Genomic DNA, 14,256 nt, shown 5'->3' with positions numbered 1-14,256 from the left:
CGACAACCACCCTTTCACTAATTGAGTAGTGAAAGGGTGGTGGAAGTGGGTCTGGAAAGTCAAGCCGTGTTTTCGTGAACCGATCGAACCGGCTCGTGCGATGAGGAGACGTGAGCGAAACGAGAAGCGACGGGGAGCTGCTGCGGGCCATCGCGGCGGACGGGGACCGGCGCGCCTTCGAGGAGCTGTACCGGCGGTTCGCGCCGTGGCTCACGGCACGGCTGCGTGGGCGGTGCGCGGATGCCTCGGTGGTCGACGACGTCGTACAGGAGACCTTTCTCGCGGTGTGGCGGGGGACCGCCCGCTACCGGGAGGAGGGGGATGTGGCCGGGTGGCTGTGGCGGATCGGGTCGCGGCGGCTGATCGACGCGCTGCGCGGCGACGGGGCGCGGGGCCGGCTCCGGCAGGCGCTGGCCCGGCTGCGGCACCGGGACGAGGCGTCCGCGGAGGAACGCGTGCTCGCGGGGGTGGAGCACGGAGACCTCGCGGGCGCCCTCGTCCGGTTGTCGCCGGAACTGCGGGCGGTCCTGCAGGCCACCGTCATCGACGGCCTGACCACCCGGGAGGCCGCCGTCCTGCTCGGCATCCCGCCGGGCACGGTCAAGACACGGGCGATGCGGGCCCGCAAGCAACTGCGGGAGGCGCTGGCATGAGCGAGACCTGGCATGAGCGAGGCGCCGGCATGAGCGGCGACGAACGGCCGGGCGTCGGCTCCGGTATCAGCACACCCGGCACATCCGGCACATCCGGCACACCCGGCACATCCGTACGACCGTGGGAGGTGCCGGCATGACCTGGCACGTGGACGAACAGGACCTGCGGGCCTATGCGCGGGGCGAGTTGGCGGCGCCGATGCTGTGGTCCGCCGACACACATCTCGCCGCGTGCGGGCGGTGCCGGGGGGTGCTGGCGGACGTGAGCGACCCCGTCGCCCTGGACGCCGGCTGGGAGCGGCTGGACGCCGAACTCGACGCCCCCCGGCTGGGAGTGCTGGAGTCGCTGCTGGTGCGGTGCGGGGTCCCCGACCACATCGCGCGGCTGCTCGCGGCGACCCCGGTACTGCGCGGCTCCTGGCTGGGCGCTGTCGTCGCCCTGCTGGTCATGACCGTCGCGGTGGCCAACGCCGTACCGGAGACCAGCACGCCGACGCTGTTCCTCGCGCTCGCGCCGCTGCTGCCGCTGGCCGGGGTGGCGCTGTCGTACGGACCCGCGCTGGACCCGACGTACGAGATGGCCGTCGTGGCGCCGATGCACGGCTTCCGGCTGCTGATGATCCGCACGCTCGCCGTGCTGGCCACCGGGCTCGGCCTCAACGGGCTCGCCACGCTGGCCCTGCCCGGCTACGGCCTGCGGGCGCTGGCCTGGCTGCTGCCCGCGCTCGCGCTCACCGCGACCGGCCTGGCGCTCACCGCCCGGCTGGGCCCGGTGCTGGCGCCCTCGCTGGTCGGCGGCGCCTGGATCGCGCTGCTGCTGGTCGCGCACGCCGAGCGTGCCACCGACAGCGATCCGCTCGCCCCGTTCACCGCGGCCGGACAGGGCGTGGCCGCGGCGGTCGCCGCGCTCGCCGTCGGCGCGCTCCTCCTGCTCCGTGACCGCTTCGACCTCTTCACCTGGAGTGCCGAATGATCCCCACCGTCTCCGCCTCCGGGCTCAGTCTCCGCTACGGCGGCACGCGCGCCCTGGACGACGTGTCGCTACGGCTGACCCCGGGCGTCACCGGGCTGCTCGGGCCCAACGGCGCGGGAAAGACGACCCTGCTCAGGGTGCTGGCCACGGCCGTGCCCGCCGACCGGGGCGCCTTCACCGTGCTCGGACACGACCCGAGCACCTCGCGCGGCCGGCAGGAGGTCCGGCGCGCGCTCGGCTATCTGCCCCAGAGCCCCGGCTTCCACCCGGACTTCACGGCCTTCGAGTTCGTCGACTACGTGGCGATCCTGAAGGAGCTGACCGACCGCACCGCCCGCCACCGCGAGGTGCGGCGGGTGCTGGAGGAGGTCGACCTCGGTGACGTCCGCGGCCGGCGCATCAAGAAGCTGTCCGGCGGTATGCGGCAGCGGGTCGCGCTGGCCGCCGCGCTCGTCGGCGACCCCGGCTTCCTCGTCCTCGACGAGCCGACCGTCGGTCTCGACCCCGAACAGCGCATGCGGTTCCGGGAGTTGATCGCCCATGCGGGCGAGGGCCGCACGGTCCTGCTCTCCACCCACCAGACCGAGGACGTGGCGATGCTCTGCCACCGGGTCCTGGTGATGGCCGCCGGCACCATCCGCTTCGACGGCACCCCGGCCGAGCTGACCGAGCGGGCCGCCGGCCGGGTGTGGAGCAGCACCGAACGCGCCCCCGGCGCGAAGGCGGGCTGGCGCACCGGCACCGGCACCTTCCGCAACGTCGGCGATCCGCCGCCCGGCGCCGACCTCCTCGAACCCACCCTGGAGGACGGCTACCTGCTCACCCTCGACGGCGCGGGCGCGGAGGTGGCGGCGTGAGCGCGGTCATGGAGGCGACGGCCCCGCCCGTCGCGACCGACGAGAAGCGCCGCGGCCGGGCGGCCGTGCTCGCCCTCGCCCGCTTCGAGGCACGCGAGCTGCTGCTGCAGATCCCGGTGGCGCTGACGCTCGTGTTCTACGTCGGCTACACCCTGTACGGACTGCTCTTCCCCGAGGACGGCATGGACGCCTATCCGGCGCTCCAGGACGTCGACCGCGCCACCCAGAGCGGGCCGTCCGTGCTCCTGGGCATCGCCCTCCTCGTCTGCGTCAACCGGGCCGCCCTGCGCTCCCGGCGGCGCGGCACCGACCGCCACTTCGACGTGCTGGTCATGGAGCCGTGGCGGCGGACGGTGGCCCACGCCCTGTCCGTCGTGCCGTACGCGGTGGGCACCGCGCTGGTCGTGCTCGGCGCGTTCACCTGGCAGGCGCTGCGGCCGGGCGCGGTGGGGCACGGCTCGGTGGCCGAACTGGCGGTGGCTCCGCTGTTCGTCCTGTTCTGCGGAGTCCTGGGACTGCTCATCGCCCGGCTGTTCCCGGCGGTGTTCGCGGCGCCGGTGCTGGTGATCCTGCTCTTCGCCGTGTCCGTGTTCGTCTCGGCGAGCACCGGTGACGCCGAGTGGAGCCGCTGGCTGTCGCCGATCGTCAGTGAGAACAGCAACGAGACCCTGCCCTCCGACCTGATCGGCCGCCCCGCCGCCTGGCACGCGCTCTACCTCGTCGGTCTCGTCCTGCTGTTCGTCACCGGCGCGGTGTTCGCGGGCCACGGCGGGCGCCGGACCTGGCCGGTGAAGGCGGCCCTCGCCGGCACGCTCGTCCTCACGCTGACCGGCGCGGTCGGCCAGGGCCAGGGCGTCTCGCCGGAGCTGACGGCGGCTCGGGAGAAGGCCTCCACCCACCCGGAGAAGGACCAGACCTGCGTCCGGCACGGCCGTTCCGAGTACTGCGCCTTCCCCGAGTGGACCGTGCGCACGGGCACCTGGGCCGGTGTCGTCGACCGCGTCCAGAACCTCGCCGGAGGAAGCGCCGCCGAACAGCCGCTTGTCGTACGGCAGCGGGTGGAGGCGCGCTACGGCCTGGACGGCGACGGCACCATCGAGTCGTCCACGACCCCTCACCAGGTCACCGTCGGCACCCGCTGGGGCGGCAACCGCATCCCCGAGTTCGCGTCCGCCGTCGCCTCCGCGCTGGTCGCCGGCGACGAGGCCAAGGGCGGCGAGCTGTGCGACGGCCGTGTCGTCACCGTCATGTGGCTGGCCGTGGGCGGCGCCTCCGACCCGCTCTCCGACTTCCGGCACGTCCGCCTCGACGACAGCACCAGCGGCTCCGCGATCGTCCTGTCGCCCACCAGCCCGCTGTCCATGTCCGCCGGACAGACCGACGTCGTCCGGGAGGTGCTGTCCTCCCGGCCGCGCGCCGAGGTCACGTCCGCGGTCAAATCCCACTGGGACGAACTCACCGCGCCCGGCGTCAAGACGGCCGATGTGGCCAGGGTGCTCGGGGTCGAGGCGCCGAAGGAGGCGGACGACTGCGTGGGGGAGTGAACGGGGGAGGAACGGGACCGGTGATCGAGGTGAAGGAAGGGTGGGTGCGGTGCGGGGAGTGAGCGGAGCGCTGGTGGGGGCCGTGGCGCGGACGGTGCCGTGGCGGGCGGTGGGCGCGGGGGCGGTCGTAGGACTGCTGGTCGTGGGGTTGCCGCGGATGCTGTCGGGCGAGCCCGATCCGTGGCTGGCGCTCAACCTGCTGCGGGGCGCCGCGCTCGTCTTCGCGCTCGGCCTGGCCTTCCTCCTGGACGACCCGGCCCGGGAGCTGACGACACCGGTCACGACCCCGCGCCGGCTCCGCACGAGCCTGCGGGTCGCGCTGGTCGCCCCGGTGGCCGCCCTGTGGTGGACGGCCGCGCTCGCCCTCGTCCCCGAGGAGGCGCGGCCCCCGCTCGGTGCCATCACCCTGGAGGCCGCCGCCACCGTCACCCTCGCCCTCGCGGCCGCCGCCCTCGCCGTACGCCTCACCGACGAGCCGGAACCCGGCCCCTCCGTCGCCGCCGCCGTCCTCACCACCGCCTGCCTGACCCCCCTCCTCCTGCCCTTCCACTGGGACCTGTTCGTCCCGGTCGACGACCCTCGCTGGGACGCCGCACACCAGCGGTGGGCGGGGGTACTGGCGGGGGCGGTGCTGGTGTGGGCCGCGTGCGGCCCGGAACCGCTGCGGAGGCGGCGCGTGCTGCGCCGCGACCGGCCGGCGGGGGCGCTCGGCCGACCGGGCGCGTGAGGTGGGGGCGTAGGGCCCCGGCACCGGGTGCCCGCCCGGCGGCGGCCATGCGCGCGGGCCCGGCGCCCGGCGCCCGACCATCCGCCTTCGGCCGGCGTCCGTCGCCTGGCCACCCGGTCTTGGTGGTGTCCGGTGGCTGGCCGCTCGCCTTGGGTCGGCGCCCGGCCATCAGCCCGTGGTGGGCGTCCGGCGGTGGGCTCGGCGCAGCGTCAGGTTGGCGTGCTGCGCTTGGTTCGCCGGGGTGCCTGGACGCGAGCGTGCCGGGCTGGCGCCGGGTGGTCGACCATCCGCCTTGGGGCGGCGCCCGGCAACCTGCCCGTGGTGGGCGTCCGGTGGTCGGCCAACAGCCCTCGGGCGGCTCGGCCCAGCGTGTCGCCGGCGGCGCTTGGTTCACCGGTTGCCCGAACGCGAGCCTGTCGGCCCGGCGTCCACCACGGTGCCACCCGGCAGCCAGCAGCCGAGCACCCGTCCTCGCCGCGCCCCGGCCAGCGGCCCCCGAACACCCGCCCTCGCCCGGCGCCCCGCACCCGCCCCCGGTCGGCGCCGCCCCGCTACCCGCCTCGCCCGCTCAGCGCAGCGTCACGTCTCCGTGCGGTACATCAGGTCCGTCTCGTACGTCGTGAAGCCCAGCCGCTCGTACACCGACACCGCCGCCTTGTTGTCGGCGTCGACGTAGAGCATCGCGGTGGGGAGGCCCTGGGCGGCCAGGTGGCGGAGGCCGATCGTGGTGAGGGCCTTGCCGAGGCCGCCGCCCTGGGCGCCGGGGCGGACGCCGAGGACGTAGACCTCGCCGAGGCGTTCGGTGGCGTGGACCTTGGTCCAGTGGAAGCCGATGAGGTCGTCGCCGCGGAAGGCGAGGAAGAAGCCGGCCGGGTCGAACCAGGGTTCGGCGATGCGGTCGTCCAGGTCGCGCTGGACGAGGGAGCCCTGCTCGGGGTGGTGGGCGAAGGCGGCGGCGTTGACGGCGAGCCAGGCGGCGTCGTCGGCGCCGGGGACGAAGGTGCGGACGGTCACGCCCTCGGGGAGGACCGGGTCGGGCAGGTTCAGGTCGGCCAGCGGGCGCCGCATCTGCCGTAGTTCGCGGAACAGGGTCAGCCCGAGGACCTGCGCGAGATGCCGGGCCGCCGAGTGACCGCCGTGCGCCCACACCCGCAGCCGCTTGCCGGACGCGGCGAGGAGCGCGGAGCCGAGGGCGCGTCCGTGGCCGTGGCCGCGGTGGGAGGGGTGGACGACCAGTTCGGCCGCCGGGGCCTCCACGGGGTCGGTGTCCTCCAGCTGGGCGTAGCCGACGAGTTCGGCACCCACGTACAGGAGCAAATGGGACACGCCCTCGCGGGCGCCGCCGCGCAACTGGAGGCGTCCCTGTTCCGACACCGCCTGCTGGCCGTCGTTGTCGGCGGCTGCCGCGAGCAGTCCGAGCACGGCCTCGGTCCGGTCCGGGGAGAGCGCGGAGTGGGTCTCGATCGAGCGGGAGATGGCGGGCCCTGCCGTGTCGTCGCTGGTCATGCGTACGAGGGTAAGGGGAGGTCCGGGCAAAGTGGCGGCAAAGAAGCAACCAGGATGTAACCAGCAAACCTCTGTCGCGCTACGCGCGTTGACTCTAGGCTGCGCCGGGACGGGGGCCAGTCCTCACCGGGATCACCGGGGTCACCTGGATCGCCGGGATCACCAGAACCAGCAGAAGCACAGGGGGGCGTATGCCAGCCATATCCCAGCCGCACCAGCCGGAGTCGGTGCGCCGCAGACGCCGTACGTACCGACTCGTCGCGGCCGCCGCCGGTCTCGCCACCGTCGGCGCGCTCGCCGCGGCGCTGCCGGGGACCGCGACCGCGGGCCCGAGCAAGGGCAAGCCCGGCCACGGGTCGAGCCGTTACCAGGACGTCCAGCTGCTGTCCTTCAACGACCTGCACGGCAACCTGGAGCCCCCGTCCGGCTCCTCCGGCCGGGTCACCGAGCACCAGGAGGACGGCACTACCAAGACGATCGACGCCGGTGGTGTCGAGTACCTCGCCACGCACCTGCGCAACGCGCGCGACGGCCAGAAGTACTCCATCACCGCGGCCGGCGGCGACATGGTCGGCGCCTCCCCGCTGATCTCGGGCCTCTTCCACGACGAGCCCACCATCGAGGCGCTGAACAAGCTCGACCTGGATGTCACCAGCGTCGGCAACCACGAGTTCGACGAGGGCGCCAAGGAGCTGGCCCGCCTCCAGAACGGCGGCTGCCACCCCACCGCCGGCTGCTACACCGACGAGGAGTTCGAGGGCGCCGACTTCCCCTACCTCGCGGCGAACGTCCTGGACGAGAAGACCGGCAGGCCGATCCTCAAGCCGTACTGGGTGTGGAAGAAGAAGGACGTCAAGGTCGGCTTCATCGGCGTGACCCTGGAGGACACCCCGGGGGTCGTCTCCGCCGAGGGCGTCAAGGGCCTGAAGTTCAAGGACGAGGTCGAGACGATCAACAAGTACGCCCGCGTGCTCCAGGCGCAGGGCGTGAAGTCGATCGTGGCCCTCATACACGAGGGCGGGTCCCCGGCCTCGACGGCGTACAACTACGACTGTGACGCGCCCGGCGCCGGTGACGGCATCTCCGGCCCGATCGTCGACATCGCCAAGAACATCACGCCGTCCGTGGACGCGCTGGTCACCGGCCACACGCACGCCGCGTACGTCTGCACGATCCCGGACCCGTCGGGCAAGCCCCGCATGGTCACCTCGGCCGCGTCCTTCGGCCGCCTCTACACGGACACCACGCTGACCTACGACCGCTGGACCGGCGACATCGCCCGTACCTCGGTGAAGTCCGCGAACCACGTGGTCACCCGGACCGTCCCCAAGGCGACGGACATGACCGAGCTGATCGGCAAGTGGAACACCCTCGCGGCGCCCATCGGCAACCGCCCGATCGGCCACATCTCCGCCGACATCCCGAACGCCGGCACCGAGTCCCCGATGGGCGACCTCATCGCGGACGCGCAACTGGCGTACGGCAGGCAGCTGGACCCCGAGACCGACCTCGCGCTGATGAACCCCGGCGGTGTCCGGGCCGGTCTGACCTACGCGGCCAAGGGGGCGGAGGGCGACGGCGTGGTGACCTACGCCGAGGGCTTCACCGTCCAGCCGTTCTCCAACACGGTCAACCTCCAGGACTTCACCGGCGCCCAGCTGATCAAGATCCTCCAGGAGCAGGTCAGCGGCTCCAACGCGGCCGCCCCGAAGATCCTGCTGCCGTCCCAGGGCCTGACCTACACGCTCGACCTGACGAAGACCGGTGCGGACCGGATCGTCGTCGACACCGTCAAGCTCAACGGCACCGCCATCGACCCGGCGGCCACCTACCGCGTCGCGACCAACAGCTTCCTCGCGGGCGGCGGCGACGGCATCACCACGCTGGGCCAGGGCACCAACGACCTGGTCGGCACGGACGACTTGACCGCTCTGGAGCAGTACCTGACGGCCAACTCCTCGGCGTCCGACCCGATCGAGCCGCCGACGACGAACCGGATCACGGTCGTTCAGTAGTCAGTAGATCGTGAGCTGAGTCGCATACCTGCGGTTGAGGTTGCGGGTGGGGGGCACGCGCATGGTCGGATGGACCGATGCGTTCCCCCCACCACATACCGACGCAGGACAGTACGAACCCGTACGAAGGGTTGAATCCGTACGAAGAGTTGGGCGCCCTCGACGACGGGCCGCCGGAGGATTTCCCCCGGCGGGAGCCCGAGGACGAGGGTGACGCCTGGTCCCCGCCCCACCACGGCCGCAGTGGCCGTCGGCGGCGGGGGCGGGGTCGGTTCGGCCGGCTCCCGTTCGCGCTGAAGGCGGTCTGCGGCCTCGTGGCCCTGACCGCCTTCCTCGTTCTCGCCGACCGCTGGGCCGTGCTCTACGCCGAGCACCGCGCCGCGGACGCGCTGGAGGACCGGCTGAGGCTGAGCGCCGCGCCCGAGGTGGAGATCGGCGGCTTCCCCTTCCTCACCCAAGTCGCCGACAAGCGGCTGGACTCGGTGCGGGTCACCGTCCCGGACGTCGCCGCCGACCGGATCTCGCTGGCCCGGGTCTCGGCCACCGCCCACGACGTACGGCTGGCCGGGGACGGCCTGACCGACATACGGGGAGCGGACATTCACGGCGTCGACGGCGACGTACTGCTCTCCTTCGACGATCTGAACCGTGAACTCGGCGCCTCCCAGGTCACGTTCAGCGGGGACGGCCGGGACCGGATCCTGGCCCGCGGCACCCTGCCGGTTGCCGGGCACGATCTGCGGCTGCGGGCCGACGCGCGCATCCGGCGGGACGGCGACCGGGGCATCGACACCGAGGTCGGCGGCATGCGCCTGGACATCGGGGACCTGGCGACCTACCGGCCGGGCAGCGGTGCCTCCGAGGGACTGCATCTCACCCGAGAGTCCGCCGCCGCGCTGACCCGTGAGACCCAGAAGGCGAGGGCGTTGCTGGCGGTCCCGTCGGTGGTGCGGGCGCTGGGCGTGCCCGACGCCACCGTGCGCGACGCGCTGACCTCCGAGGCGGCCCTGTCCCGGCTGACCGGCCGCCCCGACTTCATCCGCCAGGCCATGGGCCTCAACCTCGTCGATCTCGCCCTGGAGAACCCCGAGTTGCTCCAGCGCCTCGGCTTCGACCCCGCCCTCCTCGACGCCCTGCCCCGGCTGACCCGCCCGGTCCTCGCCGACCGGCTCTCCCTCGGCTTCCGGCTGCCCGAGCCGGAACGCGGGGACCTGCGACTGCGGGACGTACGCGTGGAACAGGACGGCATCCGGGTGCGGATCGCGGGCTCGGACCTGGCCGTCGGCTCATAAATTCTGTGTTCATTCCCGAGGGAATTCACATCGAATCTTATTGAGGTCTAAGGTGGATCGGCCTTTTCGGCTTCAGGAATGCCGTAGTGTTTTCCATGTCGAAAGCGAACAGCGCGAACGACGCAGACGCAAAGGAGAGCACGATGAGCTTCCGTAAGGTCACCCCCGTCAAGAAGACCCGCAAGCCCGCTGCCCCGGCGTGCAAGAAGGGTCAGCCGAAGAAGGCCGCGCCGAAGCGCCGTCCGGTCGGCGGCGACAAGGGCTGACGAGAGCCGACAAGTAATTCTCAAAGGTAAATCAAAGAAGCAAGAAGTAATTCACAGCGATTCATGGCGAGTCACAGTCGACTGCAAGGGATATGGATATGAGCTTCCGTAAGATCGCCCCGGTGAAGAAGACCCGCAAGCCCGCCGCCCCGGCCCACCAGAAGGCGGCCCCGAAGAAGCCCGCCCCGAAGCGCCGCCCGGTCGCGCACCAGGGCTGAGGCGGGACGCCACGAGGCGGGGTCACCGGTCAGCGGGTCACGGGCTCGCCGACCGGGGCCCCGCCTCGGCCGTGTCCGGGGCGCGCGCCCTTGGAGACCCGTAGGAAGAGAGGGAGTTGCCGACATGAGGGAAACGGGGGTCCGCGAGGCCTTCCGCCGCTTCTGGCCGCTGACCCGCGGCGACCGCAAGTGGCTGGCGGTGATCGTGACGTGCGTGGTGGTGGCCGCGCTCGCCGAGACCGCCTCGATCCTGCTGTTCGCGGAGCTCACCGACAACGCCCTCCAGGCCGGTTCGCTCGCCGCGTTCTGGGGCCCGGCCGGGGCCTGGCTCGGCGTCGCCGTGCTCGGCGCGTTCGTCGGCTACCTGGGCAACTCGCTCGCCACCTGGACCGCGGAGAGATTCGTCCTGCGCCTGCGCGCGAACGTCTTCGGCCACGTCCAGGACCTCCCACCCCACTTCTTCCAGCAACACCGGCAGGGCGACCTGGTCGAACGCCTCACCGGAGACGTCGAGGCCATCGAGCAGATGGTAGTCTCGGGCGTGGTCGGCACGGTCTCGGCCGCCTTCTCCGCCGTCTTCTACGCCTGCGCCGCCTTCTACCTCCGCTGGGACCTGGCCCTGGCCACCTTCGTCCTGGCCCCCCTCTTCCTCCTGGCCGCCCGCCGCTTCTCCGGCCGTATCAGGGAGGCCTCACGGGACGAGCGCGTCGCCGACGGCGCGATCACGTCGGTGGTGGAGGAGGCGCTCGGCAACGTCGTCCTCACCCAGGCGTACAACCGCCGGGCCGACGAGGAGCGGCGCCTGGACCGCGAGGCCCGCGCCTGGATGAGGGCGTCGGTGCGCGGAGCGCGGCTGAGCGAGATGTACGAGCAGTTCGTCGAGGTGGTGGAGACGCTCTGCGTCCTGGCCGTCGTAGGCATCGGCGTCTGGGAGATCTCGGCCGGCCGCATGACGCTGGGCCAACTCCTCGCCTTCGCCGCCTTCGTCGGCTACCTCTACCCGCCGATCCGCAGCCTCGGCCAACTCGGCCTCACCCTCACCGCCGCCACCGCGGGCGCCCAGCGCCTCGGCGAGATCCTGGACGCGCGCCCCTCGGTCACCGACCCGGAACGGCCGGTCCCCGCCTGGCCGGTGCACGGCCGGCTCGCCTTCCACGGCGTGTCCTTCCGCTACCCGAACACACCCCGCGACTCCCTCCGCGAGGTGACCCTGGCGGCGTCCCCCGGCGAGCTGGTGATCATCACGGGCCCGAGTGGAGCAGGCAAGTCGACCCTCTCCAAACTGCTCACCCGCTTCTACGACCCCACCACCGGCACGATCACCCTGGACGGCGTCCCCCTCCCCGACCTGCCCCTCGACTTCCTCCGCGAGAACATCGCCCTGCTCCCCCAGCAGACGCTGATCCTCAACGGCACGATCCGCGAGAACATCGCCTGCGGCCGCCCCGGCGCGACCGACGCCGACATCGAACACGCCGCCCGCTCCGCCGCCGCCCACGACTTCATCACCGCCCTCCCCGACGCCTACGACACCCCCCTCGCCCCCGGCACGGCCGCCCTCTCCGGCGGCCAGCTCAAACGCCTCACCATCGCCCGCGCCATCCTCCGCGCCGCCCCCGTCCTCGTCCTCGACGAACCCACCGCCGGCCTCGACTCCGTAGCCGCCCGCCAGATCATCCAGCCCCTCCGCCACCTCATGACCGGCCGCACCACCCTCCTCATCACCCACGACCTCAGCCTCGCCCCCGACGCGGACCGAATACTGGTGGTGGACGGCGGACGGGTGGTGGAGACGGGCACACATGCCCAGCTGATGACCCACGGCGGAACGTACGCACGGCTGGCGGGGCCGTCACCGGCGGCGGTGACAGGCACGGACGACACACTGGTGCTACGGCTGTGAGGGGGCGGGCCCGCCGTCAGAGCGCCACGAGATCAACCACGTTGATGACGACGTGGCGGTTGGAGACTACGTAGGTGATGAAGCCGCCGTGAAAGGCCGCCGACCAGCTGTTGTCCCTGTTGCTGATCGCGGGCGCGCCGAACGGGTTGAGGCTGAGCCGCTTTTCGAGCTCCTCCAGGGAGGCGCGTCGGGGTGCGCTCAGCGCGGCCCTGCGCTGAGCCGCGCGGTCGACGTACCTGATCGCGTACGCGCTCACCCGGACCTGCCCGCGTCGATGGGGTGGTTCTCGGCGTCGTAGGTGTTGCCCTCCGCGTCCTGGAAGACCATGCCCTCGGTGTCACCCTCGGTCAGGCGCTTGACCGTCTGCTCGACCTCGTCCAGATAACCGGGCGTCGCGCAGGCGCAGGCGAAGGGGAACCATTTGTCGGTCACGGCGTCGAGCGCGGACCGGTCGAAGTCGGCCGCCGCGCTGAGCCAGTCCTGTTCGAAGCCCCGCAACCAGTCGGGGCGCCGCTGGAGAGCGGTCCGGATGGCCTCGGGAGTTCTCTCGCAGGAGTGGGGATCCACCTCATGAGCCATGATCGGTTTCTCTCCTCCGGCAGGGGCGGCGCGTGGTGACCGGATGTCCACGGTAGAGCCTGCCGGGTGCGGAGTGCTGGAGGAAGCGGGCGATGACGTGGTGAGGCTGATGTTCACGGTTCGCTCCGCGAGAGGCGTTCGCCGCGGCTGGCCGCGATGAGGAGGAGGTCCGCCAGGCACTCCGCGGCCCTGGTGAGCGCGAAGCGTACGGCTCGCTCGCCGGCCCTGCGGTCTGCCAGGAGGGCTTTCGCTCCCGCGAGGACCTGCTTGCCCGACTCCAGCTGAGCCCTCTCCACGTCGTCGGCGAGCCGCGAGAGCCTGCTGTGGTCGCTGTCGGCGCTGAGATAGCAGGGATTGCCGTCAGGAGTGGTCCACGGCAGGAGACGAAGCCCGCGGGGTGCCGACGGCTCTTCGGCGGCGCTCATACGGAGACCCCCTCTCCCTGGTCACGGCGAAGGTCGGTGTCGATCCCATGGGCGGCCAGCCAGAGGGCGCGACGGCGTCGCATGATCTGTTCGCGCTCACAGGGGCAGATGTGGGCGGTACGTTCGCGCATGTCGGCGTTTCTCCAAGTAGGGCCTGACGAGCGGTGATTACCGTTCGCGACTAGATGGTTACCGATGGCGCGTACGCTGCGGAAGAGGTTCGGTGTTGTCTGGCGCGCAGGCAACGGGGAGGGGTGAAGTGGGCGAGAAGGTTGACGCGGAGCCCGTTTCCGGGCGGGCGATGCTCGGGCAGACGCTGAAGGTTCTGCGGGAGAAGTCCGGGAAGTCACTGGGGCAGTTGGCCGACGAAACGGGATACGAGAAGAGCTATCTGAGCCGGCTGGAGTCGGGGGAGCGCCTGTCCAAGGTGACGGTCATGGAGGACTTGGACGGGTACTACGGCACCGGTGACCTGCTGTTGAGCCACTGGAAGGCGGCTCGGCTGGATGCGTTCAAGGACCAGTACAAGGAGTTCATGGCGCTGGAGGCGACGGCGCGGATCATGTGGAAGTTCTCGCTGGGGATTCCGGGGCTTCTCCAGACCGAGGACTTCGCTCGTGGGGTGTTGTCTGGGACGCAGACAACGGCTGACGGCGACGAGGCCGTCGAGGAGCAGGTGGCGGCACGGCTCGGGCGTCAGTTCCTCCTGAGGCAGAAGCCGGAGCCCGAAGTTCGGTTCATCATCGATGAGTTCGCACTCCGGCGCCCCGCTGTCCATGGCGAGACCTGGCATGACCAGCTGCTTCACCTTGAGGCTGCTGCTACGTGGTCCAACGTGACGCTCCAAGTGCTGCCGTTCTCGGCGGGAGCGCACCACCATATGAACGGGTCGCTGACGCTGCTCTGGCAGAGGGAGGGAAGTGCTGTTGCCTACAAGGAGGGCAACGGTTGCAGTCGGTTGATCGAGGATCCGGACGAGGTTCTCCGGCAGCGTTCGTCCTACGATCGGCTCCGCGACCTGGCGCTGTCCCCGTCGGACTCGCTCGCCTTCATCAGGGACGTACTGGAGGAGTACAGATCATGACGGGCACCCCAGACCTCAGCACTGCCGTATGGCGCAAGTCGAGCTACAGCGAAGGGGGGGACAATGACTGCGTCGAGATCGCCGGCGGCCACCCCGGCATAGTCCCCGTCCGCGACAGCAAGGTCCCTGAAGGTAAGGTGCTGGTCTTCGGCGCGACCTCGTGGACGTCCTTCCTGGCGAAGCTCAAGGGCTGACCAACCCCGCCCTGCGCGGG

15 protein-coding genes are annotated in these 14,256 nt (G+C 71.7%); 11 read left to right on the top strand and 4 right to left on the bottom strand.

Annotated elements, in window-relative coordinates; all coding sequences use genetic code 11:
• Window positions 1–110: 110 nt before the first annotated feature.
• The 5 genes from K4B79_RS45840 (at window position 111) to K4B79_RS45820 (ending at window position 4,754) form a co-directional block, all read left to right on the top strand.
• Window positions 111–653, top strand: coding sequence for an RNA polymerase sigma factor (locus K4B79_RS45840; RefSeq protein WP_067435337.1), 543 nt, complete (start codon window positions 111–113; stop codon window positions 651–653).
• 136 nt (window positions 654–789) lie between these two features.
• Complete coding sequence (locus K4B79_RS45835) at window positions 790–1,626, top strand: zf-HC2 domain-containing protein (protein ID WP_232033415.1); 837 nt, start codon at window positions 790–792, stop codon at window positions 1,624–1,626.
• Entirely contained in the window at window positions 1,623–2,483 is an 861-nt protein-coding gene (locus K4B79_RS45830; RefSeq protein WP_232033414.1) for an ABC transporter ATP-binding protein, read from the top strand. The genes K4B79_RS45835 and K4B79_RS45830 overlap by 4 nt, the downstream gene beginning before the upstream one ends.
• Complete coding sequence (locus K4B79_RS45825) at window positions 2,480–4,027, top strand: ABC transporter permease (protein WP_374208593.1); 1,548 nt, start codon at window positions 2,480–2,482, stop codon at window positions 4,025–4,027. The genes K4B79_RS45830 and K4B79_RS45825 overlap by 4 nt, the downstream gene beginning before the upstream one ends.
• A 58-nt stretch (window positions 4,028–4,085) precedes the next feature.
• On the top strand, window positions 4,086–4,754 hold the full coding sequence (locus K4B79_RS45820; protein ID WP_232033413.1) for an ABC transporter: 669 nt from the start codon (window positions 4,086–4,088) through the stop codon (window positions 4,752–4,754).
• 579 nt (window positions 4,755–5,333) lie between these two features.
• Here K4B79_RS45820 and mshD read toward each other — a convergent pair.
• Window positions 5,334–6,260: a mycothiol synthase gene (gene mshD, locus K4B79_RS45815; RefSeq protein ID WP_232033412.1), complete on the bottom strand. Its 927-nt coding sequence runs from the start codon at window positions 6,258–6,260 to the stop codon at window positions 5,334–5,336.
• Window positions 6,261–6,451: 191 nt separating this feature from the next.
• Here mshD and K4B79_RS45810 point away from each other — a divergent pair, with 191 nt between their 5' ends.
• The 4 genes from K4B79_RS45810 to K4B79_RS45800 all read left to right on the top strand — a co-directional run bounded on the left by K4B79_RS45810 (window position 6,452) and on the right by K4B79_RS45800 (window position 11,954).
• On the top strand, window positions 6,452–8,275 hold the full coding sequence (locus tag K4B79_RS45810) for a bifunctional metallophosphatase/5'-nucleotidase (RefSeq protein WP_232033411.1): 1,824 nt from the start codon (window positions 6,452–6,454) through the stop codon (window positions 8,273–8,275).
• Between the two features lie 77 nt (window positions 8,276–8,352).
• The gene (locus tag K4B79_RS45805; protein ID WP_232033410.1) at window positions 8,353–9,567 is read left to right on the top strand and encodes an LmeA family phospholipid-binding protein; all 1,215 of its coding nucleotides are present in this window, start codon (window positions 8,353–8,355) and stop codon (window positions 9,565–9,567) included.
• A gap of 143 nt (window positions 9,568–9,710) precedes the next feature.
• Entirely contained in the window at window positions 9,711–9,833 is a 123-nt protein-coding gene (locus tag K4B79_RS48150) for a hypothetical protein (RefSeq protein ID WP_269464765.1), read from the top strand.
• Between the two features lie 342 nt (window positions 9,834–10,175).
• On the top strand, window positions 10,176–11,954 hold the full coding sequence (locus K4B79_RS45800; protein WP_232033409.1) for an ABC transporter ATP-binding protein: 1,779 nt from the start codon (window positions 10,176–10,178) through the stop codon (window positions 11,952–11,954).
• Window positions 11,955–11,970: 16 nt separating this feature from the next.
• On the opposite strand, the gene K4B79_RS45795 is transcribed toward K4B79_RS45800, so the two are convergent.
• From K4B79_RS45795 to K4B79_RS45785, 3 genes are all read right to left on the bottom strand, one after another.
• Window positions 11,971–12,210 (bottom strand): hypothetical protein, encoded by a 240-nt coding sequence (locus K4B79_RS45795; RefSeq protein ID WP_232033408.1) that lies wholly within the window; start codon window positions 12,208–12,210, stop codon window positions 11,971–11,973.
• Window positions 12,207–12,533: a DUF6247 family protein gene (locus tag K4B79_RS45790; RefSeq protein WP_232033407.1), complete on the bottom strand. Its 327-nt coding sequence runs from the start codon at window positions 12,531–12,533 to the stop codon at window positions 12,207–12,209. The genes K4B79_RS45795 and K4B79_RS45790 overlap by 4 nt, the downstream gene beginning before the upstream one ends.
• Before the next feature lie 113 nt (window positions 12,534–12,646).
• Window positions 12,647–12,958, bottom strand: coding sequence for a hypothetical protein (locus K4B79_RS45785; protein WP_232033406.1), 312 nt, complete (start codon window positions 12,956–12,958; stop codon window positions 12,647–12,649).
• Between the two features lie 259 nt (window positions 12,959–13,217).
• Here K4B79_RS45785 and K4B79_RS45780 point away from each other — a divergent pair, with 259 nt between their 5' ends.
• Together K4B79_RS45780 and K4B79_RS45775 are read left to right on the top strand one after the other, a co-directional pair.
• Entirely contained in the window at window positions 13,218–14,042 is an 825-nt protein-coding gene (locus tag K4B79_RS45780) for a helix-turn-helix domain-containing protein (RefSeq protein WP_232033405.1), read from the top strand.
• Complete coding sequence (locus K4B79_RS45775; RefSeq protein ID WP_232033404.1) at window positions 14,039–14,236, top strand: DUF397 domain-containing protein; 198 nt, start codon at window positions 14,039–14,041, stop codon at window positions 14,234–14,236. Before K4B79_RS45780 ends, K4B79_RS45775 begins: the two co-directional genes overlap by 4 nt.
• Window positions 14,237–14,256: the final 20 nt, after the last annotated feature.

The sequence above is a fragment of the Streptomyces lincolnensis genome (genome assembly GCF_021173675.1).
GTDB classification, from domain to species: Bacteria; Actinomycetota; Actinomycetes; order Streptomycetales; family Streptomycetaceae; genus Streptomyces; species Streptomyces lincolnensis_B.
Note: the sequence above shows the minus strand (reverse complement) of the source record. Positions and strands in the feature narration are given on the sequence as shown.

Bases quoted from the DNA above. Each gene is read 5' to 3' on its own strand.
- K4B79_RS45800 (WP_232033409.1), top strand. From the start codon at position 10,176: ATGAGGGAAACGGGGGTCCGCGAGGCCTTCCGCCGCTTCTGGCCGCTG.
- K4B79_RS45785 (WP_232033406.1), bottom strand. From the start codon at position 12,958: ATGAGCGCCGCCGAAGAGCCGTCGGCACCCCGCGGGCTTCGTCTCCTG.
- K4B79_RS48150 (WP_269464765.1), top strand. From the start codon at position 9,711: ATGAGCTTCCGTAAGGTCACCCCCGTCAAGAAGACCCGCAAGCCCGCT.
- K4B79_RS45835 (WP_232033415.1), top strand. From the start codon at position 790: ATGACCTGGCACGTGGACGAACAGGACCTGCGGGCCTATGCGCGGGGC.
- K4B79_RS45805 (WP_232033410.1), top strand. From the start codon at position 8,353: ATGCGTTCCCCCCACCACATACCGACGCAGGACAGTACGAACCCGTAC.
- K4B79_RS45830 (WP_232033414.1), top strand. From the start codon at position 1,623: ATGATCCCCACCGTCTCCGCCTCCGGGCTCAGTCTCCGCTACGGCGGC.
- mshD (WP_232033412.1), bottom strand. From the start codon at position 6,260: ATGACCAGCGACGACACGGCAGGGCCCGCCATCTCCCGCTCGATCGAG.
- K4B79_RS45790 (WP_232033407.1), bottom strand. From the start codon at position 12,533: ATGGCTCATGAGGTGGATCCCCACTCCTGCGAGAGAACTCCCGAGGCC.
- K4B79_RS45775 (WP_232033404.1), top strand. From the start codon at position 14,039: ATGACGGGCACCCCAGACCTCAGCACTGCCGTATGGCGCAAGTCGAGC.
- K4B79_RS45810 (WP_232033411.1), top strand. From the start codon at position 6,452: ATGCCAGCCATATCCCAGCCGCACCAGCCGGAGTCGGTGCGCCGCAGA.